Annotated in this window: 29 protein-coding genes; 18 read left to right on the top strand and 11 right to left on the bottom strand. The window is 67.1% G+C overall.

Annotated features, from left to right (window positions below; all coding sequences use genetic code 11):
• Positions 1 to 8: 8 nt before the first annotated feature.
• The 6 genes from OYT95_RS26885 to OYT95_RS26910 form a co-directional block, all read right to left on the bottom strand.
• Positions 9 to 758 carry an ESX secretion-associated protein EspG gene (locus OYT95_RS26885; protein ID WP_268789603.1) on the bottom strand — a complete coding sequence of 250 codons (750 nt, stop codon included), beginning with the start codon at positions 756 to 758 and terminating at the stop codon, positions 9 to 11.
• A complete protein-coding gene (locus tag OYT95_RS26890; RefSeq protein ID WP_268789604.1) occupies positions 755 to 2,089 on the bottom strand; it encodes a hypothetical protein in 1,335 nt (444 codons plus the stop codon). The genes OYT95_RS26885 and OYT95_RS26890 overlap by 4 nt, the downstream gene beginning before the upstream one ends.
• Before the next feature lie 3 nt (positions 2,090 to 2,092).
• Entirely contained in the window at positions 2,093 to 2,674 is a 582-nt protein-coding gene (locus OYT95_RS26895) for a DUF3558 domain-containing protein (protein WP_268789605.1), read from the bottom strand.
• Positions 2,674 to 3,012 carry a hypothetical protein gene (locus OYT95_RS26900; protein ID WP_328286513.1) on the bottom strand — a complete coding sequence of 113 codons (339 nt, stop codon included), beginning with the start codon at positions 3,010 to 3,012 and terminating at the stop codon, positions 2,674 to 2,676. Before OYT95_RS26900 ends, OYT95_RS26895 begins: the two co-directional genes overlap by 1 nt.
• A 97-nt stretch (positions 3,013 to 3,109) precedes the next feature.
• Positions 3,110 to 4,453 (bottom strand): DUF222 domain-containing protein, encoded by a 1,344-nt coding sequence (locus tag OYT95_RS26905; protein ID WP_370182613.1) that lies wholly within the window; start codon positions 4,451 to 4,453, stop codon positions 3,110 to 3,112.
• Between the two features lie 80 nt (positions 4,454 to 4,533).
• Entirely contained in the window at positions 4,534 to 5,133 is a 600-nt protein-coding gene (locus OYT95_RS26910; protein ID WP_037182564.1) for a TetR/AcrR family transcriptional regulator, read from the bottom strand.
• A 137-nt stretch (positions 5,134 to 5,270) separates the two neighbouring features.
• On the opposite strand from OYT95_RS26910, the gene OYT95_RS26915 reads away from it, so the two are divergent.
• The 7 genes from OYT95_RS26915 to OYT95_RS26945 all read left to right on the top strand — a co-directional run bounded on the left by OYT95_RS26915 (position 5,271) and on the right by OYT95_RS26945 (position 11,904).
• Positions 5,271 to 6,416, top strand: coding sequence for an acyl-CoA dehydrogenase family protein (locus OYT95_RS26915; protein WP_005251441.1), 1,146 nt, complete (start codon positions 5,271 to 5,273; stop codon positions 6,414 to 6,416).
• A 41-nt stretch (positions 6,417 to 6,457) separates the two neighbouring features.
• Complete coding sequence (locus OYT95_RS26920) at positions 6,458 to 7,219, top strand: SDR family NAD(P)-dependent oxidoreductase (protein WP_037230934.1); 762 nt, start codon at positions 6,458 to 6,460, stop codon at positions 7,217 to 7,219.
• Between the two features lie 44 nt (positions 7,220 to 7,263).
• The gene (locus OYT95_RS26925) at positions 7,264 to 7,959 is read left to right on the top strand and encodes a TetR/AcrR family transcriptional regulator (protein WP_037230932.1); all 696 of its coding nucleotides are present in this window, start codon (positions 7,264 to 7,266) and stop codon (positions 7,957 to 7,959) included.
• Positions 7,960 to 8,082: 123 nt separating this feature from the next.
• A complete protein-coding gene (locus OYT95_RS26930; protein WP_268789608.1) occupies positions 8,083 to 8,892 on the top strand; it encodes an SDR family oxidoreductase in 810 nt (269 codons plus the stop codon).
• Positions 8,893 to 8,914: 22 nt separating this feature from the next.
• On the top strand, positions 8,915 to 10,156 hold the full coding sequence (locus OYT95_RS26935; RefSeq protein WP_268789609.1) for an acyl-CoA dehydrogenase family protein: 1,242 nt from the start codon (positions 8,915 to 8,917) through the stop codon (positions 10,154 to 10,156).
• On the top strand, positions 10,153 to 10,911 hold the full coding sequence (fabG, locus tag OYT95_RS26940) for a 3-oxoacyl-ACP reductase FabG (RefSeq protein WP_037230925.1): 759 nt from the start codon (positions 10,153 to 10,155) through the stop codon (positions 10,909 to 10,911). Before OYT95_RS26935 ends, fabG begins: the two co-directional genes overlap by 4 nt.
• A gap of 3 nt (positions 10,912 to 10,914) precedes the next feature.
• The gene (locus OYT95_RS26945; protein WP_112302530.1) at positions 10,915 to 11,904 is read left to right on the top strand and encodes an NADPH:quinone oxidoreductase family protein; all 990 of its coding nucleotides are present in this window, start codon (positions 10,915 to 10,917) and stop codon (positions 11,902 to 11,904) included.
• On the opposite strand, the gene OYT95_RS26950 is transcribed toward OYT95_RS26945, so the two are convergent.
• Positions 11,901 to 12,359 carry an SRPBCC family protein gene (locus OYT95_RS26950; RefSeq protein WP_037230919.1) on the bottom strand — a complete coding sequence of 153 codons (459 nt, stop codon included), beginning with the start codon at positions 12,357 to 12,359 and terminating at the stop codon, positions 11,901 to 11,903. The two genes, OYT95_RS26945 and OYT95_RS26950, sit on opposite strands and share 4 nt — an antisense overlap.
• A gap of 119 nt (positions 12,360 to 12,478) precedes the next feature.
• Between OYT95_RS26950 and OYT95_RS26955 the strand changes: the two genes are divergently transcribed.
• The 4 genes from OYT95_RS26955 (at position 12,479) to OYT95_RS26970 (ending at position 16,166) form a co-directional block, all read left to right on the top strand.
• Entirely contained in the window at positions 12,479 to 13,099 is a 621-nt protein-coding gene (locus OYT95_RS26955) for a TetR/AcrR family transcriptional regulator (protein ID WP_112302531.1), read from the top strand.
• A gap of 99 nt (positions 13,100 to 13,198) precedes the next feature.
• On the top strand, positions 13,199 to 14,410 hold the full coding sequence (locus OYT95_RS26960) for an acyl-CoA dehydrogenase family protein (protein WP_037230915.1): 1,212 nt from the start codon (positions 13,199 to 13,201) through the stop codon (positions 14,408 to 14,410).
• Positions 14,407 to 15,432, top strand: a complete 1,026-nt coding sequence (locus OYT95_RS26965; RefSeq protein ID WP_268789610.1) for a phosphotransferase family protein — start codon at positions 14,407 to 14,409, stop codon at positions 15,430 to 15,432. Before OYT95_RS26960 ends, OYT95_RS26965 begins: the two co-directional genes overlap by 4 nt.
• Positions 15,429 to 16,166, top strand: coding sequence for an SDR family NAD(P)-dependent oxidoreductase (locus OYT95_RS26970; RefSeq protein ID WP_268789611.1), 738 nt, complete (start codon positions 15,429 to 15,431; stop codon positions 16,164 to 16,166). The genes OYT95_RS26965 and OYT95_RS26970 overlap by 4 nt, the downstream gene beginning before the upstream one ends.
• Here OYT95_RS26970 and OYT95_RS26975 read toward each other — a convergent pair.
• A complete protein-coding gene (locus tag OYT95_RS26975; RefSeq protein ID WP_037230905.1) occupies positions 16,163 to 16,714 on the bottom strand; it encodes a hypothetical protein in 552 nt (183 codons plus the stop codon). The genes OYT95_RS26970 and OYT95_RS26975 overlap by 4 nt on opposite strands.
• A 94-nt stretch (positions 16,715 to 16,808) precedes the next feature.
• On the opposite strand from OYT95_RS26975, the gene OYT95_RS26980 reads away from it, so the two are divergent.
• From OYT95_RS26980 to OYT95_RS27005, 6 genes are read left to right on the top strand one after another with little or no spacing between them, the layout of a single operon-like run.
• Positions 16,809 to 17,315 (top strand): methylated-DNA--[protein]-cysteine S-methyltransferase, encoded by a 507-nt coding sequence (locus OYT95_RS26980; protein ID WP_112302535.1) that lies wholly within the window; start codon positions 16,809 to 16,811, stop codon positions 17,313 to 17,315.
• Positions 17,312 to 17,803: an RNA polymerase sigma factor gene (locus OYT95_RS26985; RefSeq protein WP_112302536.1), complete on the top strand. Its 492-nt coding sequence runs from the start codon at positions 17,312 to 17,314 to the stop codon at positions 17,801 to 17,803. Before OYT95_RS26980 ends, OYT95_RS26985 begins: the two co-directional genes overlap by 4 nt.
• Positions 17,800 to 18,402 carry a methylated-DNA--[protein]-cysteine S-methyltransferase gene (locus OYT95_RS26990; RefSeq protein ID WP_112302537.1) on the top strand — a complete coding sequence of 201 codons (603 nt, stop codon included), beginning with the start codon at positions 17,800 to 17,802 and terminating at the stop codon, positions 18,400 to 18,402. Before OYT95_RS26985 ends, OYT95_RS26990 begins: the two co-directional genes overlap by 4 nt.
• The gene (locus tag OYT95_RS26995; RefSeq protein WP_268789612.1) at positions 18,399 to 19,109 is read left to right on the top strand and encodes a 2OG-Fe(II) oxygenase; all 711 of its coding nucleotides are present in this window, start codon (positions 18,399 to 18,401) and stop codon (positions 19,107 to 19,109) included. The genes OYT95_RS26990 and OYT95_RS26995 overlap by 4 nt, the downstream gene beginning before the upstream one ends.
• A 5-nt stretch (positions 19,110 to 19,114) precedes the next feature.
• Positions 19,115 to 19,771 (top strand): alpha-ketoglutarate-dependent dioxygenase AlkB family protein, encoded by a 657-nt coding sequence (locus tag OYT95_RS27000; RefSeq protein ID WP_037231036.1) that lies wholly within the window; start codon positions 19,115 to 19,117, stop codon positions 19,769 to 19,771.
• Positions 19,768 to 20,619 (top strand): DNA-3-methyladenine glycosylase family protein, encoded by an 852-nt coding sequence (locus OYT95_RS27005; protein WP_037230890.1) that lies wholly within the window; start codon positions 19,768 to 19,770, stop codon positions 20,617 to 20,619. Before OYT95_RS27000 ends, OYT95_RS27005 begins: the two co-directional genes overlap by 4 nt.
• On the opposite strand, the gene OYT95_RS27010 is transcribed toward OYT95_RS27005, so the two are convergent.
• Together OYT95_RS27010 and OYT95_RS27015 are read right to left on the bottom strand one after the other, a co-directional pair.
• Positions 20,616 to 22,838, bottom strand: a complete 2,223-nt coding sequence (locus tag OYT95_RS27010; RefSeq protein ID WP_268789613.1) for an MMPL family transporter — start codon at positions 22,836 to 22,838, stop codon at positions 20,616 to 20,618. The genes OYT95_RS27005 and OYT95_RS27010 overlap by 4 nt on opposite strands.
• An 83-nt stretch (positions 22,839 to 22,921) precedes the next feature.
• Positions 22,922 to 24,457, bottom strand: a complete 1,536-nt coding sequence (locus OYT95_RS27015) for a bifunctional 3'-5' exonuclease/DNA polymerase (RefSeq protein ID WP_268792280.1) — start codon at positions 24,455 to 24,457, stop codon at positions 22,922 to 22,924.
• Between the two features lie 123 nt (positions 24,458 to 24,580).
• On the opposite strand from OYT95_RS27015, the gene OYT95_RS27020 reads away from it, so the two are divergent.
• Positions 24,581 to 24,790, top strand: a complete 210-nt coding sequence (locus OYT95_RS27020) for a hypothetical protein (protein WP_128641443.1) — start codon at positions 24,581 to 24,583, stop codon at positions 24,788 to 24,790.
• 1 nt (position 24,791) lies between these two features.
• On the opposite strand, the gene OYT95_RS27025 is transcribed toward OYT95_RS27020, so the two are convergent.
• A complete protein-coding gene (locus OYT95_RS27025; protein WP_112302542.1) occupies positions 24,792 to 26,135 on the bottom strand; it encodes a YhgE/Pip domain-containing protein in 1,344 nt (447 codons plus the stop codon).
• Positions 26,136 to 26,138: the final 3 nt, after the last annotated feature.

Here is a 26,138-nt window from a genome sequence, read left to right on the forward strand (position 1 = left end):
GGTAACGCTCAGCCGCGGGTCGGCGAAGCGTTGGCGAGGGCCGCTGACACGCGTTTCGACAGCTCGTCGCGAACCAACCGGACTGTCGCGGACCGCAGGTGAACACGATCGTCCTGGTGATAGAGATACCGGCCGTCCGCTTCGACGTCGATCCAGGTCAATTCACCCAGAACGGGCTCGTCGAGGCCGCTGCGAGCACCACGGATGCAGATGTATCCGATTCCGGTCCGCGGCCGGCCCACGATCCTTCGCAGGAGAGTGCCGTCGGAGGCTCGGGCGTTCTGCAGGACGGAACTCCCGCTGCTGCGGTTCCCGAGGTCGTCGGGGTGCGCGGTCAGAGACGGGGTTCGTCCGGGCGCACAGTCGGGCAAGTCTTTCAGGAGTTGGGTGGTCAGCCAGTCGACGCCCTCGGTGCCGGCGTCGATCCGGATGTCGCCGCGGCCCGGTGCTCCGCGCAGCTGTTCGGCGACGACGGCGACCCGGCCACGGATGCTGCCCCTCCGGCGAAGCCCGGAGTCGAGTTCGGGGGAGGGGGCGAGCACCGTGACGGACAGTTGCGGATCCCGGAGCGCCTGGATCGCGGCGACCAGTTTCGGTTCGTCGAGCGCGGTCCGCCACTGCTCCAGCTCGCGTTGCTGGACGGCGTACCGAACTTCCGTCGCAGCCGCCGATCGGTATTGCAGTGGGTACGGCATCCGGTCGAGATCGGTTGCCTCCCAGAGACACATGAATTGGGCTGACGTCAGTCGCCAGTTCATGCGCCGATCACCGGGGGTGCGACGGGGTCGAGTGTGCCGATCAGTTCGTTGCCGTTGTCGACGGTGATGAGGTAGCTCGGCGTCTGGTGCTCCGTGTCGCTGTCGCCGTTGCCGCCTGCTCGGCCGGGCGCACCCATCATCCCAGGTGCCATACCCATTCCGGGTCGACTCATGCTCGGTTTCACCGGAGTCGCCGCCGCCGCAGCAGCGGCAGCCGCCCCGGCGCCCGCTGCGGCACCACCGGACGGAATCGGGCCACCCGGAACCACACCGCTCGAGTTGGACTCGGACTCGCGCTTGTCGTTCTTGCGGCGCGCGCTCGACGCCGAGCTGGCGATGCCCAATCCGCCGGCACCGGACCCTCCGCCTACTCCGCCGTAACCCCCGGCGCCAGCCCCCGTGCCCGTGGCCGACTGCGAACCGGCAGCGGCTGCGTTCTGCGCATTCGCGGCGGCAGTCTGTGCGGCTGAGCCGGACCCGGCCCCGGCGCCCTGATTGGCAGCGGCTTCGGCATTCGCGGCAGATGTAGTCGCGGCGTCATCCGCTGCGAACTCCCCGTCCGCCGGGTTCTCGCCGTTCGCGGACGAATCGCCCCCGCCCTCGCCCGACGCGGAGGAGGTCTTGCTGTCGGTGGTGCCCCAGGAACCGGTACCGCCCGAGTTCGGCGCAGCGACGTTCGGATCGACGAAATCGGCCCTGCCGTTGGGTGAGTGCGGTGCCGGCAGGACGGGCACATTCGTGCCCACGTCCTGGTAATTCGGGACGTAGATGTTCTGCAGCTTTCGAATGGCCTCTTCCCTTGCCGCATCCCGCGCTGCTTCTCGAGCTTCGGCGGCAGTGGGTGTCAGGGGGAGAAGGCTCAGTGGTTGCTCCGACATCGGTGCTGGGATGCTGTTTTTCACATCCTGCGCAGCACTGCTGAGAATGTCGAGCTTCACGCCAATCGCTTGCACACCCGAGGTCAATTGGTCACTCGCGCCCGCAAGGGTTTCTGTCGCCGCGAGCGCCGCGTCGGCGGCTGCGCCCTCCCATTTTTCGGCAATCGTGTTCTTGAGAAGGGCGAACCCGAAGCCGATGGGTAGTGAACCGACGATGGCGTGGCAAGCCTGAGCGAGATCCCCGATGATGCTCGGATCCATATCCCGGGTCTTCGCATAAATCTCCGAGTGCTGCCAGCCCTCGAAACTCTCCATCGTGGTGATGTATGGCGGGTCGATCGCATCTGACCCGAGTTGCTCCGCCGATCTCTGAAGCTTGGTGCGGCGCTGATCGCCGGCGCCATTCGGCAGCACGGCGTCGAAAAAGGGGGCGAGCGGGTCCTTCGGTGCCATCGTTCAATCCCCCTTCGGGATAAACGGCTCAATGATCCGGGCGGTGTCCTCGAGTCCCGCGCACCATTCCGCCTGTGGGGAGGGCCCCGGGGTGTCTTTGAGAATTAGACGCGAGACGATTAAGACTCCTCCGGAGGTCTCTACAGAAACCGCGCATTCGTCACTCTTTTGCGGTTCCCATTCGAGTAGCGCTCGCCGCCCGTTGATCTCGGTCGTGGTCGCGTAGGACTTTGTCTTTTCTCGTTCTTCATCGAAGGTGATGTTTCCCGAGAGGACGTTCAAGCCGTAGCGCCTTTGCGGTGTGTCGTAGCTACAGCCCAGGAATGTGTAGGAGTCGGGCGTGAAGTCGGCGTTCTGTTCGCTCTTCGGGTCATAACCCGCCTCCATTAGTGCAGCATCGGGAAGATCGAGGCAAGGGTCGAATGAGACTTGAGGTCGATCGGAATTGTCGATGTGTCTCGGTATGCGCGTGGTCGTCGATGCAGAAGCAGCAGGTTCGGATTGACCGATCTCAGCCTTACTGCTGCAGCCGGCCAATGCGATAGCTGCCAGCGCAACCGTGATCCTAATAGCCGCCGAGGTCATCAGCCGACGTCTCCTCGAACTGTACTGAGGGCAGTCCGGATGGCGCTATCGGTGTCCGCGAAGGCGTCACCGCCGGCTGCGAACGTGTCGCGCATTACGATGACGGTGTCACGGAATTGTCGGAGCCGCTCGACTACCGACCCCGATCCGGTGCCGCCATTGAGCTTGTCTTGGTACTTGTCCTGCAATTCGACTGCAGAGTCGAACCCACCGAAGCCCGAGACTTTGCTTAACTGGTTCGTCTTCTTGAGCGCGTCATCGAGCTGATCGATCATCGTGTTGCAGATGCCGACGCATCGTTGGATTGCGTCATCTTCCAGACGCAGTGTTTTGCTCATTCCCATCCCCCCACTACTCGACAGGACCCCCACGGCCGCGTGCGGAGATGCTACCGCACAGGTGTGTCACTCGGTGTAGTGCGCAGCGCCCCGATGTTCAGGCCGCGTGGAGGTATTCGATGAGGATGCGTTCCACCGGTGAGCTGATCTGAACCTCGCGGAACGGCAACGGTTTCGGTAGTGGTGGTGCGGTTGATCGGTACCGGTGTCCGGTGGGGGTGTGGATCTCGATCTTGTGCAGTCCGCCGGGCAGCTGGTGGGGCTTGGCGTTCCACCCTGCGCCTTGCTTGGCGTAGTTGCAGGCCGCGCACAGGCCGGCGCCGTTGTGTGCGGTGGTCGGGCCGTCGTGTTCGCGGGGTTGGATGTGGTCGTGGTGCCGGATCGGCGCATCGCACCACGGTGTCCGGCAGGTTCGATCGCGCAGATCGATCAGCCTAGCCAACCCGGCGGGGAAACAACGGGCCTGGGACTCGGTCGCCGTCAGGGCTCCGGAGTGCGGGTTCGCGTACAGGCGGCGCAGAGTCACCCGTGCCTCGTTACCGGTTTCCGGATCTATCGTGGCCTTGACTGCCTCATTTATCCAATGCCCCGCCAGCGCCGCGGGGACGGGCCCGTACCCCTGCGCGTAGGCGGGTTCGGACCCCCGGTCGAGGAGCGCGCGGTCGGAGATCACGAGGTTGACGGTGATCGGAGGTGCCGTCGCGGTGTGGGGCGCGCCGGTCACTCGAGAAACGAGGAGGTCGGCCATGATCTGCGACCGCGTGCGCTCGTCACCGGCGGCAAGGATCGAATCGGCGTCACGGGCGAGAGTCGCGTGCACCGCGACCCCCTGTGCCACCGGCAGCAGGGCGCTGACGTAGGCCATCGTGTCCGGTGCGGGACGGGACGTGACCCGCCTGTCCGATACCGCTTTGCGGGCCCGTCGTACGACGGCCTCGGCGTCGACTTCTGCAGCGGCCGCGCGCACTTTCGCGCAGACGGCCTGGTCGCCGAGTCCGTCCAAAGTTGCCGGGTCGGCGCACAGCGCGTAATCGAGTTCGGTGCGGTCTTCTCGGGTCAGGCACGCCGTTTCGCGGACGAGAATCGTTGCCCGCCACTCGCTGAGCACCCCTCGTTCGAGCAGCGCCAAGGTGCAGGGCATCTCGTGGACCAGAGCGGTCGCCATGCCGAGATGCCGGCCACCTCGAAAGGGTGAGTCCCGTCGTGCCAACGCCACCTGGTTGGCGATACCTCGCCCGCGCTGTGCGACCGGCACGTCGCGGTCTGCTCGTTCGGCGCGGATGGAGGCGTCGAGGTCTGCGGTCACCCGGGCTTGGACACCCGCGCAGGCGGCTTTCACCTCTTCGAGTGCGCGGAGTACATCGATGCGCGTCGCATCGTCGATGGCCCGGTCGAGTTTCGGTAACTCGGCCAGAAACTCGGTCACCGCTGCTACATCCACACCGACCCCCCGGTTACTGTCGATTCCCCCGAATCGAACACATGTTCTACAGTAACCGACCCTGTGGGAGCTGGCAATACCTAGCCGGCACCCACCATGCGCATCGCGAGGTCGGCGTACAGGTCTGCGACAGCCTCCGGCTCGGTGTAGGCGCCTGCCGGGAACCAGCGGCAGATGTCGACGCACAAAGACATGAGGGCGAGGGTGACGCCTTCGCCGTCGGGCACCGTGAATTCGCCGGATGCGGCCCCGGCGTCGACGACGGCGCGGACGATGTGGGTGATGTCGCGGCGCAGTTTGACCACGTCGCGGTAGTGCTCGGGCGTGAGGGCGTTGAGTTCGTACTGCACGACGCGAGCCTGTGCGTGGTGCGTGGCCTGCCAGCTCGCGAACGCGCCGATCAGTGCTTGGAGCCTCGTCGAGGGCGCCTCGTCGGGGAGGTCTGCACTCACGACGACGTCGAGCGCGGCGGTGTGGCCTTCGTAACTGATCGCGAAGAGCAGCTCTTCCTTGGATCGGTAGTGCGGGTACATCGCGGCGGGGCTCATGTCGAGGCGGGCGGCGATCTCGCGGGTGGTCGTGCCCCCGTAACCGCTGGTCGCGAACGCGTCGACGGCTGCGGCTCGGATGCGGGCGGCAGCCTTCGACGGGCTGATCACCTGGTTCGGTGATTCGCTCATGTCTTTCTCCATCCTCGGCTGCGCGGCTGTTGACAATACCGCGCCGCACGATCAGTATAAGCAAGCGCTTAGAAAATAAGCACACGCTTACATGGGCGTGGATACACACCACAGCTGGATTTCGAAAAGGAGCGGTCATGCGACGCACCCTGTACGGCCCCGATCACGAGGCATTCCGCGAATCGGCCCGGGAGTTCGTGAACCGCAACCTCCTGCCGGTGGCAGACAAGCTCATCGAGCAGCGCTTCATCGACCGCGAGATCTGGCTCGAAGCGGGCCGCAACGGATTCCTCGGCCTCGAGGTCCCCGAGGCATACGGCGGAAGCGAAGCCGGCGACTACCGGTTCAACGCGGTGCTCGCCGAGGAGCTTTCGCGGGCGAGCGCCGCCGTGTCGTCGAGCTTCGGCATTCACGCCGACGTCGTCGCGCCGTACCTCGTGCAGCTCACGACCGAGGAGCAGAAGCAGCGCTGGCTGCCCAAGTTCTGCACCGGTGAACTGCTCACCGCGATCGGCATGACCGAGCCCTCCGGCGGTTCCGACCTCGCCTCGCTCAAGACCACCGCGGTCAAGGACGGCGACGACTGGATCATCAACGGGTCCAAGACGTTCATCACCAACGGTTACAACGCCGACCTGGTGATCGTCGCGGCGCGCACCAGCCCTGAGAAGAAGTCCAAGGGCATCACCCTGTTCGCCGTCGAGACCGGCATGGAGGGCTTCGAGCGCGGACGCAAGCTCGACAAGGTCGGCCAGCACGAGTCCGACACCGCCGAGCTGTTCTTCGAGAACGTGCGTGTGCCGTCGACGAACATCATCGGTGAGATCGACCGCGGATTCATCCACATGATGGAGATGCTTCCGCAGGAGCGTGTCGGTGCCGCCGTCTCGAACATCGCGCACGCCGCGCCGATCCTCGAGGAGACGATCCAGTACGCGAAGGACCGCAAGGCATTCGGGCAGCCCATCGGCTCGCTGCAGTGGAACAAGTTCCTCCTCGCCGACCTCGTCACCCGCGTCGAGGTGACCCAGGCCTACGTCGACAACTGCGTTGCCGCCCACGCCGACGGTGAGCTCACCGCAGTGGACGCCGCCAAGGCCAAGTGGTGGACTGCTCAGGTGCAGAACGAGGTCCTCGACCACTGCGTGCAGCTTCACGGCGGCTACGGATTCATGACCGAGTATCGTGCCGCCCGTGCGTGGATGGATGCCCGTGTCACAAAGATCTGGGCCGGTTCCAACGAGATCATGAAGGAACTGATCGGCCGCGACCTCGGCCTCTGAACCCGGTACCCCGTAGCCCGACGACAAAGGAGTCGCTTCGTATGTCCGTTCTCGACAAGTTCAGCTTGACCGATCGGGTGGTCGTCGTGACCGGTGCGTCGTCGGGCCTCGGGGTCGCGTTCGCGCAGGCCGCGGCGGAGGCAGGCGCCGACGTGGTGCTGGCAGCACGCCGCACCGACCGTCTCGAGAAGACTGCCGAACTGGTGCGGGCCGCGGGACGTCAGGCGCTGTGCGTCGCGACGGACATCGCCGACCCGGCTCAGGCGCAGAACATGATCGACGAGGCCATGGAGAAGTTCGGTCGCGTGGACGTGCTCGTCAACAACGCAGGCGTCGGTACGGCGGTCCCCGCGACGCGGGAGACGCCGGAGCAGTTCCGGCAGGTCGTCGACATCAACCTGAACGGTTCCTACTGGGCGGCGCAGGCGGCGGGCAAGGTCATGAAGCCGGGCAGCGCGATCGTGAACATCGCGAGCGTGCTCGGCCTCACCACCGCGGGACTTCCGCAGGCCGCGTACGCCGCGAGCAAGGCCGGGGTCATCGGTCTCACCCGCGACCTGGCACAGCAGTGGGGTGCGCGCAAGGGCATTCGCGTGAACGCGATCGCTCCCGGATTCTTCGAGACGGAGATGACGGACCAGTACCAGGACGGGTACCTCGAATCGATGAAATCGCGGCTGGTTCTCGGTCGCCTCGGTGATCCGGAGGAGCTGGCCGCGACCGTCGTCTGGCTCGCTTCGGACGCCGCCGCGTACGTCACCGGTCAGACGATCGCGGTGGACGGCGGCATCACCATCACCTGAGCGTCGGGTTGGGCGGGGCTGCCGTGCTGGCGTATAAGTAGGAAATGACCACGCGCACCGTCCATGAAGAGTGGGACGACCAGCCCGCCCCGTCGATGGCGGCGACCGATCTGTTGCGGGAGCCTCCGGCGACCCCGCGTGGTGCACGCACGCGCGCGGCGTTGGTGGCGGCCGCGCGGACGGTGTTCGAGCGCTCCGGGTACCTCGATGCCCGGCTCACCGACATCACGAAGGAAGCCAACTGCTCGACGGGGTCGTTCTACACGTACTTCGACAACAAGGAGCAGGTGTTCGCCGCCGTGCTCGAGGTGGCGCAGGAAGACATGATGCACCCGGGCATGAAGCGGGTGCAGGACACCGACGACCCGTACGCCGTCCTGGAGGCGAGTAACCGCGCCTACCTGGAGGCCTACCGGCGCAACGCCAAGCTGATGGGGCTGCTCGAGCAGGTCGCGCACATCGACCCGGCGTTCGCGGACCTACGGCGTCAGCGGGCCGACGCGTTCATCGCGCGCAACGCGCGGGGCATCGCGGAGTTGCAGGCGCGGGGCATCGCCGACACGGAACTCGACCCGATGCTGGCGTCGCGGGCGTTGTCGGGGATGGTCAGCCGGCTGGCGTACAACGTGTTCGTGGCCAGCGTGAACGGGACCGACGGCACTCCCGTCGACTTCGACGACGTCGTGTTCACCACGACACGTATCTGGGCGAACGGACTGAGGTTCCCCGAGCGGAGCTGAGCGCCACATGACGGCGTGAGCGCGCGGGACAACCAGGTCGGCGAAACTGAATCCGACACCGGGTTCAGGTGATTTCTGTGGAAGACTGGGGTCACGTCCGTGTCCCCTCGAGGGAGGAATCTCGTGCAGGTTGCGCAGAAGGTTGCCATCGTCACCGGTGGCGGTGGTGGAATCGGCGGTGCACTCGCCGAGCGGCTCGCCGCAGAGGGCGCGAGGGTCGTCGTCACCGATCTCGACGGCAGCGCGCTGGAATCGATCGTCCGAAGAATCGACGCAGAGCACCCCGGCGCTGCGCTTGCGGTGCAAGCCGACGCGTCCGACGATGCACAGATCGCCTCGGTCATCGACGCCGCGGAGAATGCCTTCGGCCCCGTCGACCTCTACTTCGCCAATGCGGGCGTCGCGGCAGGGGATGACCTCGAGCCCGACGACGCCGTGTGGGACCTCGCCCTCGACGTGAACGTCCGTGCGCACATCCGGGCCGCACGCCGCCTGGTCCCCGGCTGGATCGAGCGCGGCGAGGGGTACTTCGTCAGCACGGCCTCGGCCGCCGGGCTGCTCACTCAGATCGGTTCGGCCCCCTACTCGGTGACCAAGCATGCCGCCGTCGGATTCGCCGAATGGCTGTCCGTCACGTACGGCGACAAGGGCGTCCGCGTCAGCTGCCTGTGCCCCATGGGCGTCAACACCAAGTTGCTCACCGACGACGCCGCCCTGTCGGCCACCGCCGCACGCGCCGTCACCACCGCGGGTTCGGTGCTCGAACCCTTCGAGGTGGCCGAATGCGTGCTCGCCGCAATGGAAGCCGAACAGTTCCTGATCCTTCCGCACCCCGAAGTGCTGGAGATGTACCGGCACAAGGGCGCCGACTACGACCGATGGATCCGGGGAATGCGCCGCTACCAGGCCACGCTCGTCGCCCAGCCGTCCTGACCCGACCGCACGAGGAGTCCGAATGTCGCTGTTCGACCTATCCGATCGCGCCCGGCAATACCAATCCGATCTGCTGGAGTTCATGGATTCGCATGTGTATCCGGCGGAGGCGGTGTACGAGGAGCAGATGCGGGAGTCGGGTGATCCGCATTTCCAGCCGCCGGTGTTGGAGGAGTTGAAGGCGGAGGCGCGGCGTCGGGGGTTGTGGAATTTGTTCCATCCGCATCCGGGGACGGGTGCGGGGTTGACGAATCTCGAGTATGCGCCGTTGGCGGAGATCATGGGGCGCAGTCATATTGCGTCGGAGGCGTGTAATTGCAATGCGCCGGATACGGGCAACATGGAGGTGCTCGAGTTGTTCGGCACGGCCGAGCACAGGGAGAAGTATCTGAGGCCGTTGCTGGAGGGGACGATGGCGTCGGCGTTCGCGATGACGGAGCCGGCGGTGGCGAGTTCGGATGCGACGAATGTGGAGTTGTCGATGGTCCGGGACGGTGAGGAGTATGTGCTCAACGGCCGGAAGTGGTTCGCGTCGAATGCGTTGCATCGTAATTGCAAGGTGTTGATCGTGATGGGGAAGACGGATCCGTCGGCGGCGCCGCATCGGCAGCAGTCGATGATGGTGGTGCCGATCGATGCGCCGGGGGTGACGGTGATGCGGGGGTTGCCGGTGTTCGGGTATCAGGATCGTGAGGGGCATGCGGAGATCGATTTCGCGGATGTGCGGGTGCCGGTGGCGGATGTGCTGAAGGGGGAGGGGGAGGGTTTCGCGATTTCGCAGGCGCGGTTGGGTCCGGGGCGGATTCACCATTGCATGCGGGCGATCGGGATGGCGGAGCGTGCGTTGGAGTTGATGTGTCGTCGGGCGTCGTCGCGGGTGACGTTCGGCAAGCCGGTCAGTGAGAATGCGAATGTTCAGGATTGGATTGCGGAGGCGCGGATCGAGATCGAGATGATCCGGTTGTTGACGCTGAAGGCGGCGTATCTGATGGATACGGTGGGCAACAAGGAGGCGCGGACGGAGATCGCGGCGATCAAGGTGGCGGCTCCGAATATTGCGTTGAAGATTGTGGATCGGGCGATTCAGGTGCACGGTGGGGCCGGCGTCACCGACGACTTCCCGCTCGCCATGATGTATGCCCATCTGAGGACTTTGCGTCTCGCGGACGGACCGGACGAGGTCCACAAAATGTCCATCGCGAGAAGAGAACTGCGTAAATACCGTACGAAGTCCGAGAACAACCAGCATGGAGGAAACAAGTGAGTCAGGAACGTAGAACCGCCATCGTCACCGGATCGGCCCGCGGGATCGGTGCCGCCGTCGCGAAGCGACTGGCCGACGACGGCTACGCGGTCGCCGTCCTCGACCTCGACGAGGCGGCATGTGCCGGGACCGTCGACGCGATCAAGTCCGCCGGTGGCGAAGCGCTGGCCGTGGGCGCGAACGTCGCCGACGAGGCGTCGGTCGCTGCCGCAGTCGAGCGGGTGGCGAATGAACTGGGCGCCCCGACCATTCTGATCAACAATGCCGGGATCACCCGCGACAACCTGCTGTTCAAGATGACCGTCGACGACTGGGATGCGGTCATGAACGTGCACCTGCGCGGTGCGTTCCTGATGTCGCGGGCCGTGCAGAAGCACATGGTGGACGCGAAGTTCGGCCGCATCGTCAACCTGTCCAGCACCTCGGCGCTCGGCAACCGCGGGCAGGTCAACTACTCGGCCGCCAAGGCCGGTATGCAGGGCTTCACCAAGACACTGGCGTTCGAGCTCGGCAAGTTCGGTGTCACGGCGAACGCGATCGCGCCCGGCTTCATCGAGACCGAGATGACCGCCGCCACCGCCGAGCGGGTGGGTGTCGGCTTCGAGGACTTCAAGAAGGCGGCGGCGTCGCAGATCCCGGTGAACCGCGTCGGGCAGCCCGAGGACATCGCACACACCGCATCGTTCTTCGTCAGCGAGGGCGCCGGATTCGTGTCGGGTCAGGTCGTCTACGTCGCCGGTGGACCGAAGGACTGATCGATGAAGGCGTGGCGTGTACACGAATTGGGGCAGCCGAGGGACGTTCTGACGTTCGAGGACGTCCCCGACCTCGAACCGAAGCCCGGGGAGTTGCTGGTCAAGGTTCTCTCGGCGGCCGCCAACTTCCCGGATGTGCTGTTGTGCCGCGGTGAGTACCAGATCAAGCCGCCGCTTCCGTTCACTCCCGGTGTGGAGCTGTGCGGCGAGGTGGTGGGGCTCGGCGACGGTGTCACCGAGTTCTCCGTCGGCGACCGGGTGATCGGCATGCCGAGCCTGCCGAACGGCGGGTTCGCCGAGTTGGCCGTCATGTCCTCGGCCACCGCATTTCCCGCCCCGGAGGCGCTCGACGACGCCGAGGCGTCGGCGCTGTCGATCGGGTACCAGACGGGATGGTTTGCGCTGCACCGCAGAACGCAGATCCAGCCCGGCGAAACGCTGCTCGTGCATGCTGCGGCAGGCGGTGTCGGCAGCGCGGCCGTGCAGCTGGGTAAGGCGGCAGGCGCCACAGTGATCGGCGTCGTCGGCGGGCCCGAGAAGGCGGCCTACACGCGGGAACTCGGGGCCGACCTCGTGATCGACCGGCACAGTGAGGACTTCGTCCAGGCCGTGAAGGACTTCACGGACGGTCGCGGTGCCGACGTCGTGTTCGATCCGGTGGGCGGCGACTCCTACACGAAGTCGACGAAGTGCATCGCGTTCGAGGGTCGCATCATCGTGATCGGATTCGCGAGTGGCACCATCCCGTCACCGGGGCTGAACCATGCGCTGATCAAGAACTACTCGATCATCGGGCTGCACTGGGGGCTGTACAACGCCTACAACCCCGCTGCGATCCGGGAGTGCCACGACGAGCTGACGAGGATGGCCGCCGCCGGCGAGATCAAGCCGATGATCAGCGAGCGGCTCGGGCTCACCGACGTCGCGGACGGCATTGCGCGACTCGGCGAGGGAACGACGGTCGGACGGCTGGCTTTCCTGCCCGGCCGCTAGCGGTTGCGCTTCGCGTACAGCTCCTCGAGGTTGTGTCGCAAGGTCGCCTCGGTGTTCTTCACGGCCGTTTCGACGAACGGTTCGACGATGAGACCGAGGGCCTTGCCGGCGATACCGCCGGGGAGTTTGTACGCGAAGTCGACGCTGATCTCGGTCTTGTCCTCACCGTGAGCGGTGAACTCCCAGGTGGAGGAGTTGGCGGCGCCGTCGAGCGACGCCAGGGTGATGACCCGGTCCTGCTCCCACTCGGTGACCTCGAGCCGCGACCGCAGGGTGCTGGGGCCGATGTGGATCGCGGCGTCGAAGGTCGACTCCATCCCCTGGTCGAATTCCCCGATCGGACGGAACTCCGAGACTCCGAACATCCAGTCGGGGACCGTCCGGTAGTCGTCGATGTACGCGAACGCCACGTGGATGGGCACGGCTGCGATCGCGGAGTGACGGACGTGGATCATCAGGTGGTCCCTGGCTCTCTGTCGGAGAAGGCTGTCGATCTGGGCGACCTCGTTCGACTCTAGTCAACTCCCGCGACCACAGCAGGGGAGCGGCGGGTACCTGTTCTACCGTAGGACCCATGACGGTAGAGGGCACCCAGCGTGGCAGTTCCTGGCGTGAGTACACCGACCAGGGGTTGTCCAAGGTTCTGGCCGCGGCGCTGGCGGCGTTCGTCGAGAAGGGATACGACGGCGCGTCGATCCGTGAGATCGCATCGCGCGCCGGGCTCTCGGTCCCCGGTCTCTATCACCATTACCCCTCCAAGCAGGCGCTGCTGGTGGGGCTGACGAACGCGGTGATGCGTGAACTCCTCGATCGCAGCCACGCGGCTGTGGCCGAGGCGGGCCCGACACCGGGGGAGCGATTCGACGCGGTCATCGAGTCGCTGCTGCGGTTCCACATGTACCGGCGCGAGCAGGCCTTCGTCGCGTCCCGTGAGACGCGGAGCATGGAATCGGAGAGCCGGAAGGCGTACATCGCGCTGCGCGACGAGCAGCAGGAGATGCTGGACGACATCGTCCGCGAGGGAGTCGCCGCCGGGCTGTTCCGGACGCCGTTCCCGGAGGACGCGAGCCGTGCCGTCGTCACGATGTGTGTCGCGGTGTCCACCTGGTACCGGGAGGACGGTCCGCTGTCGCCCGACGAACTGGTCGAGCGGTACCTGGCGATCGCGAGGAGCACGGTCGGCGCGTCCGACTGAGTCTTGACCGGCTTCCGAAGGTGTGGAATTGTCGGGGACGACTTCGACCGAGCGAGTGATCGGTCGGTACTGGAGTCGCCGTACTGACTGGAGGAAGTTGTGGCGATCGATCTGTCCTACGCACCCGAGGTGACCGCGCTCGTCGAGAAGACCGAGGCGTTCACCCGCGAAGTCGTGCTGCCCATCGAGGACGAGCACGGCGGCGACATCACAGCGGCCGGTGGCGACACCCTGCGCGTGGAGCTGCAGAAGGCAGCCAAGGACGCCGGCGTCTTCGCCCCCCACGCACCCGTCGAGTACGGCGGACACGGTCTGAACATGACCGATCGCGCGCCCGTCTTCGAGGCTGCGGGCTATTCGCTGTTCGGTCCGACGGCCCTGAACATCGGGGCACCCGACGAAGGCAACGTCCACATGCTCGCGCACATCGCCAGCCCCGAGCAGAAGGAGCGGTTCCTCGCCCCGCTGGCGCACGGCGACATGCGGTCGGCGTTCGCCATGACCGAGCCGTCGCCCGGGGCGGGCTCCGACCCCTCGGCGCTGACCACGCGCGCCGAGAAGGTGCCGGGCGGGTGGAAGATCAACGGCCACAAGTACTTCATCACCGGTGCCGACGGCGCGGGGTTCTTCATCATCTTCGCCCGCACGTCCGGCGTGCCCGGCGACCGCGGCGGCGCCACGATGTTCCTCACGCCGGCCGACGCCGAGGGGCTGACGGTGGGTCGTCACATCGACACCCTCGACAGGGCAATGATCGGTGGGCACTGCGAGGTGTTCTTCGAGGATCTGTTCGTCCCCGACAGCGGGGTTCTCGGCGAGGTGGACCAGGGATTCGCCTACGCCCAGGTCCGGCTCGGGCCCGCGCGGATGACGCACGTCATGCGCTGGCTCGGCGCGGCGCGCCGCGGCCACGACGTCGCGGTGGCACACGTCGCGCAACGTGACGGTTTCGGAGGCAAGCTGGGTGATCTCGGCATGGTCCAGAAGATGGTCGCGGACAACGAGATCGACATCGCGGCAACCCGGGCACTGTTGACGCGGGCGTGCTGGGAACTCGATCAGGGCGGCCACGCGAGCAACTCCACGTCCATCGCGAAGACCTACGCGTCCGAGGCCATCTTCCGCATCGTCGACCGCTCCATCCAGATGTGCGGCGGTCTCGGCGTGTCCGGCGACCTGCCCCTCGCCCGGCTGTCCCGCGAGGTGCGACCGTTCCGCGTCTACGACGGACCGTCCGAGGTGCACCGCTGGGCCATCGCCAAGCGTGTCGTGGGTGCCGCGAAGAAGGCCGCACGGGAGGCAGGCGCATGAGCGAACATCGGGGGCTCGACCTCGTTGCGCTGCGGAAGTTCCTGTCCGAGTCGGACGTTCCTCTCGACGGTGAGTTGCGGGCCGACCTGATCTCAGGCGGCAAGTCCAACCTCACGTACGCCATCTTCGACGACTCCTCGCGGTGGGTGCTGCGAAGGCCGCCCACCGCGGGGCTCACACCCTCGGCGCACGACGTGGCCCGCGAGTTCCGCATCACGTCGGCGCTGCAGGGCACCGACGTCCCGGTGGCCGCCACCGTCGCGCTGTGCGAGGACGACAGTGTGATGGGCGCGCCGTTCACCGTGGTGGAACACGTGACGGGCCAGGTGATCCGGACCAAGTCGGATCTCGAGGCGCTGTCCGGCGACGACATCGACGCGTGCACCGACGAACTGGTCCGTGTGCTCGGCGCTTTGCACAACGTCGACTACGACGCCGTCGGACTGGGCGCGCTCGGCCGCCCGGACGGCTACGTGGCCCGGCAGGTCACGTTGTGGGCGAGTCAGTGGGGGCGGGTGAAGACGACGGACTCCGCGGACGTCGACCGACTGCATGCCGCGCTGGTCGAATCGATTCCGCAGCAGTCGGAGTCGTCGATCGTGCACGGTGACTACCGCATCGACAACACCATCCTCGCGGCCGGCGACGTGAGCACCGTTGCGGCGGTCGTCGACTGGGAACTCTCGACCCTCGGCGACCCGCTCACCGACGTCGCCCTGATGTGCGTCTACCGGCATCCGGCTCTCGACCTGGTGCTCGGCGAACCGGCGGCCTGGACGAGCCCGCGACTGCCGTCTGCCGACGATCTCGCGCAGCGCTACACCGTGGCATCGGGGCGCGAACTGGTCCACTGGAACTTCTACCTGGCGCTCGCGAACTTCAAACTCGCCGTCATCGCCGAGGGCATCAACCACCGCTACCGGGTCGGCGCCACCGTCGGTGAGGGTTTCGACAAGGCGGGCGACGCGGTGCCCGAATTCATCGCGGCCGGCCTGCGCGCCTTGAAAGGACAGACCGTATGAGCCGCACCGCGCTGATCACCGGCGCCGCGCGTGGCATCGGACTGGGCATTGCCACCCGCCTCGCCGAGCAGGGGTACGGGCTGACGATCACCGCCCGCGATCGCGAGCGGCTCGAGTCGGTGGCCGCCGAACTGCGGACCGCGGGCGCGAAGGACGTCGTCGTGGTCGCAGGTGACCTCGCCGACGAGGAGTCGGCGGGACGCGTCGTCGAGGCGCACGCCGACGCCTTCGGCTCACTGAACGCACTGGTCCTCAATGCCGGGGTGGGAACCGCAGGCGCCATCGGCGAGTTTCCCATGCACCGATTCGACAAGAGCCTCGAAGTCAACCTGCGGGCGCCGTTCAGCCTGCTGCAGCAGTCGCTGCCGCTGCTCCGGACCGGTGCGGCGGAGAACCCGGGACGGGGGTCCAAGGTCGTGGCCCTGGCATCGATCACCGGCGTGTACGCCGAAGCGGGGCTCGCCGTCTACGGGGCGACCAAGGCCGCGCTGATCTCCCTGACCGAGACGTTGAACGTGGAGGAGTCGGGCAACGGCGTCTCCGCGACCGCGCTCGCCCCGGCGTACGTCGACACCGACATGTCCGCGTGGATCCACGACACGATCCCGCCCGAGGCGATGATCGAGGTCAACGACATCGTCGAACTCGTCGACGCCCTGCTGCGGTTGTCGTCGCGTGCGGTGGTCCCGAAGATCGTCGTCGGACGCGCCGGAACAGACGGCTACCGCGCCTAGTCCTCGTCCTCCTGCGCCTCGCCCCGCTTGCGGAAGAACTTGAAACCGGGCACGCCCTGGATCGCCTGACGCACGCCCTGAACCTCCTCGAGGAGCTGGTGGATCTCCGGCGACACGGTGTCCAGGGTCGCCAGGATCGGCATCAGCCCCTCCATACGCAGGGTCAGCTCGGGCAGGTGGTTCACCAATCCGATCGCGGCGTGAATCTCCTCCTCGGTGAGGTCGTCGACGAACCGCTGGGCCAGTGGGGCGGCCTTCGTCGCCAGCGGCTCGTACAGACCGATCAGGGTCTGCGCCGACGCGGACGTGTGCCCGGCGGTGGAGACCACGGTGGCCGCCGCCTCCGCAACCGCGTTCGCCTTCGCCACCGCGATCTCGGCGCCGTCGCTGATCGCCTCGATGCGGGAAATCAGCACCTCGACCTGGTCCAGAAGGACGCCGATCCGGCCGGGAAGGGAGACGACGAGTTCAGCGGTGTCCGCCGACCACCGGGCGATCCCGGTGAGGGTACGCACGAGGTCGCGGGTGCCGAGTTGTACGAGAGCCATCGGCCCATCCTGCCTGATGCATTTCGCACCTCACGTTTCGGTCGTGGCAGACGTCTACCTTTCAGAGACCCGCACACCTGGAAGGATTGGCACCGTGAATGCCGACCGCGCAGCACACACAGTCATCGATTCACCGATCGGCCCTCTGACGCTGGTGAGCGTCGACGGGGTGCTGAGCGGCATCTACATGGTCGAACACCGGCATCAGCCCAATCCCGCGACGTTCGGGGAGCGTGACACCGCAGGATTCGACGAGGCCACCACCCAGCTCACCGAATACTTCGACGGCCGGCGCACCGACTTCAGTGTCCCGCTCGCCGCGCGAGGCACCCCGTTCCAGCAACGGGTGTGGGACGCCCTGCGCACCATCCCGTACGGCGAGACGTGGACGTACGGTCAGCTGGCCGACTCCCTCGGCACCCCGACCGCGGTTCGCGCGGTGGCGGCGGCGAACGGCAGGAATCCGATCAGCATCATCGTTCCGTGCCACCGCGTCATCGGGAGCAACGGCAGCCTGACGGGGTACGCGGGCGGGCTCGACCGCAAACGGTTCCTGCTCGAACGCGAAGCGGAACGGGCAGGACTCCGGCTGAGCCGATGACCCTGAAGCCGTTCGAAGACATCGTGGCCGAGCACGGCCCGACAGTGCTGCGAGTCTGCCGGGCCGTGGTCGGTCCGGTGGACGCCGAGGACGCCTGGTCGGAGACGTTCATCGCCGCGATGCGGGCGTACCCCGAGCTGCGTCCGGGGAGCAACGTCGAGGCGTGGCTGGTCACGATCGCCCACCGGAAAGCGCTCGACCACATCCGCGCGCGTGACCGGCGGCCCGTCCCCACCGACGAGCTTCCCGAGCAGACCACCGACCGCGGACTTCCCGGCGGTCACGACCCCGAGTTGTGGAACGCGGTCGGCGCCCTGCCGATGAAGCAGCGGGCAGCGGTGGCGTATCACTACCTGGCCGGGCTGCCGTACGCCGAGATCGCGGTGATCCTCGGCAATTCCCCGGACGCGTCGCGGCGGGCGGCCGCCGACGGCATTACGGCGCTACGCAAGACCCTCTCGATCTCTGTGAGTGGAGACATCACATGAACATCCCCGACATCGTCTACGCCCTGTCCACGTCGGACTCCGCGGTCGAGCAGAATCTGCGTGAGCGCCTCGCCGCCCTCGCCGCCGAAGCTGGGCTCCTCGACGTCGCGTACCGGACACTCGATACTCCTGTCGGTTCGCTCCTGCTCGCCGCCACCGATCGCGGGCTCGTGCGGGTCGCCTTCCCCAACCAGGATCACGACGCCGTACTGCAGACCCTCGCCGAGCAGATCAGCCCCCGGATCCTGCGTGCACCGGCCCGGCTCGACCGGGTGGCCCACGAGATCGACGAATACTTCCTCGGCGAGCGCACGAGCTTCGACATCCCGCTGGACTTCAGGCTGTCCAAGGGATTTCGGCTCGAGGTTCTTCACCATCTTCCCGAGATCGACTACGGGCACACCGCGAGTTACGCCGCAGTCGCGTCGGCCGCGGGCAGTCCGAAAGCAGTGCGCGCGGTCGGAACGGCCTGCGCCCTCAACCCGCTCCCGGTCGTCGTTCCCTGCCACCGGGTTGTCCGCAGCGACGGCAGCATGGGCCAGTACGCGGGTGGGCCGGAGGCCAAGTCGATACTGCTGACATTGGAGGCAGCGGCATGACTACCGTGACACAACGCGTGGAAGACCTGGATTGGCAGGGTCTCCACGCCGAGACCGATGCCGCGGGATGCGCGCAATCGGAGCAGATCCTGACCGCCGAGGAGTGCGGTCGGATCGCGGACATGTACGAGGAGGTCGAGCGTTTCCGGTCCACCGTCGACATGGCCCGGCACCGCTTCGGCTCGGGACAGTACCGGTACTTCGGCTACCCGCTACCGGAGGTCGTGGCCGAACTGCGTGCCGCCTTCTACCCGAAACTGCTTCCCGTGGCTCGGGACTGGGCCCCCAAGCTGAAGCAGCCCTCGCCGTGGCCGGACACATTGGACGAATGGCTGGACATGTGCCACGACGCCGGTCAGAAACGGGCCACACCGATCCTGCTCAGCTACCGCGCGAACGACTGGAACGCCCTGCACCGCGACCTCTACGGTGACCTGGTGTTCCCGTTGCAGGTGGTGATCGGCCTCGACCGTCCGGGAGTGGACCACGAGGGCGGTGAGTTCATGCTCGTCGAGCAGCGGCCCCGCGCCCAGTCCCGGGGCACGGTGACGACGCTGCAGCAGGGGCACGCGCTGATCTTCACCACCAGGGACAGGCCCGTGCGCTCGACCCGCGGTTGGTCGACGGGACCGGTACGGCACGGTGTCAGCACCGTCCGGCGGGGCACCCGCCGGACGCTCGGCCTGGTCCTGCACGACGCCGAGTGACCGTGATGTCCGCCCTGATACCCCGCCCCCGAACCGTGGTGGCGCCCGGCGCCGTCCACGTCCCCGACTGGCTCACCCCGGCCGAGCAACGCCACCTGGTGGTCGAATGCCGGCGCTGGGCCACCGCACCGGTCCCGATGCGGGCAGCGCAACTGCCGACGGGTCACCGCATGTCGGTGCAGACGGTGTGCCTCGGCTGGCACTGGAAGCCGTATGCCTACTCGCGTACCGCCGACGACGCGGGTGGCGGCCGTGTCGCACCGGTGCCCGACTGGCTGGTCGAACTCGGCAGGCGGGCGGTGAGCGCGGCCTACGGGCAGCCGGCCGACGGGTACACACCCGATGCCGCGCTGATCAACTTCTACGACGACACCGCGAAGATGGGCATGCACCAGGACAAGGAGGAGCGGTCCGATGCGCCCGTCGTGTCGTTGAGCATCGGCGACACATGTGTGTTCCGCTTCGGCAACACCACCACCCGCACCAAGCCGTACACCGACGTCGAGTTGCTGTCGGGCGACCTCTTCGTGTTCGGCGGCGAGGCGCGCTTCGCGTATCACGGAGTGCCGAAAGTGTTTCCCGGCACGAGCGATCCGGACTGCGGACTGACGACCGGCCGGCTGAACATCACGCTGCGGATGACGGGACTCGAGGACACATGAGAGTGCACCTGCCGTACCGGGATCCGTTCACCCATGCGCCGTTGTGGGGCGCGCTCCGCGCCCACACCGTGTCCGGGCTCGAGCGACACGACCCCGACGGAACCCACACCCGGGTGGTGAACGGTCCGCGGGGGCCCGCGCTGGTGTCCGTCGTCGTACGTCCCGCCGACGGGTACGTCGAGGCGCACCTGACACCGGCGGATCCGGGAGATGTCGAGGCGCTGACCGCCGCGGTCCGGCGCTGGCTCGACCTCGACGCAGATCCACTGCCGATCGATGCCGCATTGAGCCGTCACCCTCAACTGGCACCGCTGGTGGCACTACGACCGGGTCTGCGGCGCCTGGGGAGCGTGGACGGGTTCGAAACCGCGGTTCTGACCGTTCTCGGACAACAGGTTTCGCTGGCGGCGGCCCGGACGTTCGGCAGCCGACTCGTGCACGCGTACGGCAGGCCGGTGCACGACGGATTCTTCGCGTTCCCCGAACCGGAGACGCTCGCTGCGCTCTCACCCGAACTGTTGCGCTCGACCCTCGGCCTCACCGGCGCCCGGGCAAAGACGGTGCTCGCGCTGGCCGAGGCCGCGTCCGACGGTCTGCGCCTCGACGCGGACACCGACCCGGCCGAGTTCCGGGCCGGTCTGCTCGCACTCCCCGGCATCGGTCCGTGGACGGCGGACTATCTGACGGTGCGGGTGCTGGCCGACCCGGACGCGTTCACCCCCGACGACCTGGTCCTCAAACGCGCGCTGCGGGTCAGGACCGGCAGGCAGGCAGCGGAACTCGCCGAGTCGTGGCGACCGTGGCGGGCCTACGCGCTGTTCCACCTGTGGACGGCCGAAGCGTATTAGTCCTTGGCCTTCGCCAGCGCCGACGGCCACCAGATCTTCTTGCCGATGTCGTGGGAGAGCGCCGGGACGAGGATGCTGCGCACGATGATCGTGTCGAGCAGCACACCGAACGCGACCGCGAAACCGACCTCGGCGAGGAACACCAGGGGAAGCACGCCCAGCACCGCGAACGTCGCGGCGAGCACGACACCGGCCGACGTGATGACACCGCCGGTCACCGCCAATCCGCGCAGCACACCGGATTTTGTGCCGTGTTCCTCGGTTTCCTCGCGGACCCGGGTCATCAGGAAGATGTTGTAGTCGATGCCGAGCGCCACGAGGAACACGAACGCGAACAGCGGGAACGCCGGATCTGCGTTCGCGAAATGGAAGACGTGGGTGAAGAAGAGTCCGCACACCCCGAGGGTCGCCGCGAACGACAGGACCACGGTGGCGATGAGGATGATGGGCGTGAGCAGTGCGCGGAGCAGGAGGGCCAGCACGACGAAGATGACGACGAGAACGATCGGGATGATCAGGTTCCGGTCGTGCACCGACGCCGTCTGCACATCGAGAGTGGTTGCCGTGCTGCCACCGACGAGCGCGTCGGCACCGGGCACGGCGTGCGCCGCGTCGCGCAGGCGTTTCACCGTTTCGAGGGCTTCCGGGGAGTCGTACGAGTCGGCGAGTGTCACGTTGACGACCATCTGCCCGTCGATCGGTGCGGCCGTGAGGAAGTCGGGTGCACACCCCTGCCCGGCCGCCGACGCCACCGCGGCCGGGTTCGACTTGACGAGTGCGGACAGCTTCTCGACGTCGACCTGCGGGCACACGGCGCCGGGGTCCGTCGACACCCCGTCCACACCGCTCACCGCCGCGATGACCGCATCCGTCTGATCGGCATTGGTGACGATGACGGCGGGCGCGCCTGCACCCGGATCGAATTTGGAGTCGTACAACTCCTGACCGACGACGGCGTCGGGTCGGTTGGTGAAGTTCTCCGACGACGACAGCCCGTCCGTCTTCAGACTGCCGATGCCGACGAGGAACAGCACGGCCAGCAGCACCGTCGTACCGATCCAGAGGGGGCGGTCCTTGCTTCCGACCTGGGCGGCGATCCTGCCCCACAGACCGTGCGTGGTGAGGTCCGCGGCCTCGTCCACCTTGGGTTTCCGCGGCCAGAACACCCACCGTCCCGCCGCGGACAGTGCGACGGGCAGGAACGTCATCATCACGAGGTACGTGCACGCGATGCCGATCGCGGCGACCGGCCCGAGGCTCTTGTTGGAGTTCAGTTCGGAGAACGTCAGGCACAGCAGGCCGAGGATGACGGTGACCGCCGACGCGGTGATGGCGGGGGCGGATTCCTTCCACGCCTTGACCATGGCGTCGAACCGGCTGGGGTAGAAGTGCAGTTCTTCCCTATATCGGGAGATCAGGAGCAGCGCATAGTCGGTGCCCGCACCGATCACGAGGACGAACAGGATGCCCTGACTCTGTCCGGTGAGCGTGAGCACCTCCGCCTTGGCGAGGAAGTAGATGACCATCGACGCCAGGCCGAGCGCGAGTAGCGCCGAGAAGAGCGGGAAGAACCACAGCACCGGGGAGCGGTACACCACCAGCAGGATCAGGACGACCACGAGCAGAGCGGCGCCCAGCAGTGCACCGTCGAGCCCGGCGAACGCGTCGATGAACGCCACCAGAAGCCCACCGGGACCGGCCGGAAGCACCTCGAGCCCGGCCGCCGCGTCCTTCGCTGCGGTGAGGACGTTCTCCTCGGTGGCGGCGAGCACGTCGCCGGCAACCGCGGTGCCGTCCTCTTTTGCGACGAGGGGAACGAAGACCGAGGCCGTGGTGCCGTCCTCGGAGAACTGTGGCTGGGACATCCCTTCGGCGTCGACGCCGTCTACCGCCGCGATGACCTCACGGGCCTGGGCGACGGCAGCCTTGTCCTGCTCGGTGAGCGGAGCGTCGCTGTGGAACAGCACGAAACCGGGGATCGTTTCGACCGTGAGGAACTTGGACGATTCGTTGGTGACGATCGTCGATTCCGCTGAACTCGACAGGTAGGCGGCGTTGTCGTTCTTCTGGACCTCGGTGAGCTTTCCCTGGAACGAACCCCCGAATCCGCCCGCGAAGAAAGCGATGATCGCAATGGCCACGATGGTGAACGCAGGCCAGCGGAATCTGCGCGGCGTCTCGCCGCTGGTGCTCGAGTCCGTCGAATCCAGCTTCGTCATGGGTTCTCCTTCGCCGCCCCCGCCAGCAGTGCGTCCCAGTACACCATGTCGAGAGCGCCGGCGACACCGGAAATCCGCGCGCGTCAGGCCTCGTCGGACGTTTCGGCGTAGCAGTCCCGCACCGCCACATCCATCGGGAACCGCACCCGCGTCTCGCCGAACAGCAACCGGGTGGCTACCTCGACCGCGCCCAGCACGTGCCGCGTCGCCGACTCGGGGTCCCGGGTATGCACCATCACCTCGTCGTGCTGGAAGAAGACGAGTTCGCTGTCCGGGTCGTCGGCCAGTCGGCGCCGCAGGTCCGCGAGAACGCACAGTGCCCACTCGGATGCCGTGGCCTGCACCACGAAGTTTCGGGTGAATCGGCCGCGGGAACGCGCGTCGCCGTGCGACCAGAAATCGGGGGACGGGGGCGGGCACGCCCGGCCGAGCCACGAGTGCACGACCTCGCCGCGTTCTCCGGCGCGGGCCGCCCTTTCCACATATTCGACGGCGACCGGAAAGCGGGTGCGCAGCAGGGTGAGCAGGGAACGGGCCTCACCTGCGGTGGCGCCGTACAGGACACCGAGGATCGCGACCTTCGCCTTGCCCCGATCGCCGTCGAACGTCTCCGCCGCGACCGGTGCGTACAGGTCGTCGGCGCCCGCGACGGCGACCATGCGGGCGTCACCCGACATGGCGGCCAGGATGCGGGGTTCGAGTTGGCCGGCGTCGGCGATGACGAACGTGTGACCGGGGTCGGCGATCACGCTCGACCGCAGCGGTTTCGGAATCTGCAGTGCGCCGCCGCCGCGGCTCGCCCAGCGGCCGGACACCACACCGCCGGGGACGTACACGGGCCGGAAACGGTCGTCGCGGACCCAGCTGTCCAGCCACTGCCATCCGTTAGTGCTGAACAGCTTCGACAGATCCCGGTGGCGCAGGAGCAGCGGCACCGCGGGGTGATCGACCTCGCGCAGCAGGTGCTTGCGGGTCGACGCGAGTTCGATGCCCTCACGGCGAAACGCGTCGACGACCTCGACGTGGGACGCCGGGTTGATGCGACGGCCGAATGCTGCCCCGATCTCCACGGTCACGTCCTGGATGCGCTGCGGGAGGTCGTACCCGGCCGGCCGCGGCCCGAGCGCCGCCTCGAGGAAGGTGCGATGGGTACGGCTGGAGAACGGCAGCCCGTCGAAACTCATCTCTGCGGCGGCCAGCGCTCCCGCGGATTCGGCGGCCACCAGCAGGTCGAGCCGTGCATCGTCACCGATCGTCTTCCGCTGTTCCGCGAAGTCCGCCACCACCTGCGCCGGATCCGTGGTGGGTGTGGTTTCGAACAGGCCGGGGCGTTCGTCGACGGGTTCGTCCGGCGGTGGCGCGGGAACACCGTCGCGCATGCTGAGGATGGCTTGGGTGAGCGCGAGGTCCTGGCAGCGCCGCACCCGCACCCCCGCCCGCATCAGCGCCGGGTAGACGGCCGCGGTACTCGTCCAGACCCAGCGGGGATGTTCGGTGAGCTCGATGTCGCGGACCGCCGCCACGACGTCCGAATGGCGACGGGGTGACTCGATCGGAACGCCCGCAGGATCGGTGCGAACGGTCGTCGCGCCACCATCGGCGTCGGGAACCAGGACCATTCTCACCGGCCCAGTCTGCTCTGCGCCACCGACAGTCGATAATCCGCCGCCGGACGAGGGCAAACCCGCAGGTCGGCACTACACTGAAACGCAGACGCTTCTCGCCGGAAGGAGGGGCATCCGATGGCAACCATCGAAGAGTTCGAGCAGACGGTGACCGACAAGGTGATCGCCGGACTGCACGACAAATTCGCCGACTACGAGCGCCGCGGAGTCGGACTCGCCGAACTCGGCGACCCCGATCGGTTCGTCGAACGGATCCTGGCGGCGATGCCCGCCCCGCATCCCTGGTACGAACAGTTCGGCACGGCCTGGTCGTCCACGCCCGCGTGACTCACGCCCCTGCTGCGTCCACCGGTTCGGGTTCGGTCTGCGCCTTGTGGCGGCGATGCAAACCCTTGCGGTCGTAGAACCGGGTGATGACGGCACCGAAGACGAGGCCGATGACGAGGCCGGCGAGGGTCATCCACACGGCGTGGATGAGCCCTGCGTCGCCCGCGGCGCCGAAGAACATGATGGCGCGAACCCCGATATAGATCTGGTGCATCGGTTCGAACTCGCCGAGCCAGGTGTACAGCCGCGGCGCCGCCTCGAGTGGGATCGTGCCGCCCGACGAGGGCAACGCCAGGACGACGAACACCAGCAGGTTGATGAGCAGGCCCAGGTTGCCGAATGCGGCCATCACGGACATCGCCGTGATCCCGACGGCGGCGATCGCGAAGGCGCCGTACTCCCACAGGGCGAGCGGGTCGGTGATCGGCAGGCCCAGGGCGGAGCTGATCCACAGGTACAGACCCGACACGATCATCGCCAGCAGCACCATCACCGCCCACTTGATCAGCAGGGTGTTGAAACGTGAGATCGGGACCGCCTCGTTGTGCAGGTACAGCGGCCCGACCTCGGTCGGAGTGAATCCGAGCATGCCGTCGATGAGGGTGCTCGCGATGGTCGCACCGGTGAAACCGGCCAGGACGATCAGGAGCGCGTAGTAGAACGCCGCCAGGCCGAAACCGGTGCCGTCGGGCAGCGGGTTGTGGGCCACGACCCGCACGTCGATGGGGTCGTCGAGTACGAGCCGGCTGGCCCCCGACAGTTGGAGGTCGGGGGCGGTCGCCTGGAGTTGCTGCGTCACCTGGGTGGTGAGCTGCTCGCCCATCGTCTGATTGGCCTTGTCCAATGCCATCTCACCGATGTTCTGGACGAGGTTCGCGCTGATCGTGCCCGCGCGGGGGTTCGTGTAGATCGTGATCACCGGACGTTCGACGTCCCCTGGGATCACGCTCGCCTGGGCAAGGATGAAGGTGCGCTTCGTGAAGTCGCTCGGTATGACGATCGCGCCGTAGATTTCCCCGTTGTCCAGCGCGGACTGGGCCTGCGCGATCCCGATCTGCCGGAGGTCGACCTTGTTCGGATCGACACCCTCGACGAGCCCTGCGGCGATCTGGTCGCCGAAATTCTGCTGTTGCGGCGGATCGGAGTTGGGCATGGTGTCGCCCTCGTCCTGATTGACGAGGGCGATGGGGAAGTGGTTGAGATGCTTGGGGGGATTGAGCATTCCCCCCATGTACAGCGCGGCGAGCAGGGACATGACGACGGAGACGAGGAGTAGGGGAGCGATCCAGAACCGTGGTGTCCGGAGTACGCTCATCCTGCCTGCACCGCTGGTTTCGTGAGCCATGTC

The sequence above is a fragment of the Rhodococcus sp. JS3073 genome, assembly GCF_026810085.1.
In the GTDB taxonomy this organism is placed as follows: domain Bacteria; phylum Actinomycetota; class Actinomycetes; order Mycobacteriales; family Mycobacteriaceae; genus Rhodococcus_F; species Rhodococcus_F wratislaviensis.

Bases quoted from the DNA above. Each gene is read 5' to 3' on its own strand.
- OYT95_RS26885 (WP_268789603.1), bottom strand. From the start codon at position 758: ATGAACTGGCGACTGACGTCAGCCCAATTCATGTGTCTCTGGGAGGCA.
- OYT95_RS26890 (WP_268789604.1), bottom strand. From the start codon at position 2,089: ATGGCACCGAAGGACCCGCTCGCCCCCTTTTTCGACGCCGTGCTGCCG.
- OYT95_RS26895 (WP_268789605.1), bottom strand. From the start codon at position 2,674: ATGACCTCGGCGGCTATTAGGATCACGGTTGCGCTGGCAGCTATCGCA.
- OYT95_RS26900 (WP_328286513.1), bottom strand. From the start codon at position 3,012: ATGAGCAAAACACTGCGTCTGGAAGATGACGCAATCCAACGATGCGTC.
- OYT95_RS26910 (WP_037182564.1), bottom strand. From the start codon at position 5,133: ATGAGCGAATCACCGAACCAGGTGATCAGCCCGTCGAAGGCTGCCGCC.
- OYT95_RS26915 (WP_005251441.1), top strand. From the start codon at position 5,271: ATGCGACGCACCCTGTACGGCCCCGATCACGAGGCATTCCGCGAATCG.
- OYT95_RS26920 (WP_037230934.1), top strand. From the start codon at position 6,458: ATGTCCGTTCTCGACAAGTTCAGCTTGACCGATCGGGTGGTCGTCGTG.
- OYT95_RS26925 (WP_037230932.1), top strand. From the start codon at position 7,264: ATGACCACGCGCACCGTCCATGAAGAGTGGGACGACCAGCCCGCCCCG.
- OYT95_RS26935 (WP_268789609.1), top strand. From the start codon at position 8,915: ATGTCGCTGTTCGACCTATCCGATCGCGCCCGGCAATACCAATCCGAT.
- OYT95_RS26945 (WP_112302530.1), top strand. From the start codon at position 10,915: ATGAAGGCGTGGCGTGTACACGAATTGGGGCAGCCGAGGGACGTTCTG.
- OYT95_RS26950 (WP_037230919.1), bottom strand. From the start codon at position 12,359: ATGATCCACGTCCGTCACTCCGCGATCGCAGCCGTGCCCATCCACGTG.
- OYT95_RS26955 (WP_112302531.1), top strand. From the start codon at position 12,479: ATGACGGTAGAGGGCACCCAGCGTGGCAGTTCCTGGCGTGAGTACACC.
- OYT95_RS26965 (WP_268789610.1), top strand. From the start codon at position 14,407: ATGAGCGAACATCGGGGGCTCGACCTCGTTGCGCTGCGGAAGTTCCTG.
- OYT95_RS26970 (WP_268789611.1), top strand. From the start codon at position 15,429: ATGAGCCGCACCGCGCTGATCACCGGCGCCGCGCGTGGCATCGGACTG.
- OYT95_RS26975 (WP_037230905.1), bottom strand. From the start codon at position 16,714: ATGGCTCTCGTACAACTCGGCACCCGCGACCTCGTGCGTACCCTCACC.
- OYT95_RS26985 (WP_112302536.1), top strand. From the start codon at position 17,312: ATGACCCTGAAGCCGTTCGAAGACATCGTGGCCGAGCACGGCCCGACA.
- OYT95_RS26990 (WP_112302537.1), top strand. From the start codon at position 17,800: ATGAACATCCCCGACATCGTCTACGCCCTGTCCACGTCGGACTCCGCG.
- OYT95_RS26995 (WP_268789612.1), top strand. From the start codon at position 18,399: ATGACTACCGTGACACAACGCGTGGAAGACCTGGATTGGCAGGGTCTC.
- OYT95_RS27000 (WP_037231036.1), top strand. From the start codon at position 19,115: ATGTCCGCCCTGATACCCCGCCCCCGAACCGTGGTGGCGCCCGGCGCC.
- OYT95_RS27005 (WP_037230890.1), top strand. From the start codon at position 19,768: ATGAGAGTGCACCTGCCGTACCGGGATCCGTTCACCCATGCGCCGTTG.
- OYT95_RS27010 (WP_268789613.1), bottom strand. From the start codon at position 22,838: ATGACGAAGCTGGATTCGACGGACTCGAGCACCAGCGGCGAGACGCCG.
- OYT95_RS27015 (WP_268792280.1), bottom strand. From the start codon at position 24,457: ATGGTCCTGGTTCCCGACGCCGATGGTGGCGCGACGACCGTTCGCACC.
- OYT95_RS27020 (WP_128641443.1), top strand. From the start codon at position 24,581: ATGGCAACCATCGAAGAGTTCGAGCAGACGGTGACCGACAAGGTGATC.
- OYT95_RS27025 (WP_112302542.1), bottom strand. From the start codon at position 26,135: ATGGCTCACGAAACCAGCGGTGCAGGCAGGATGAGCGTACTCCGGACA.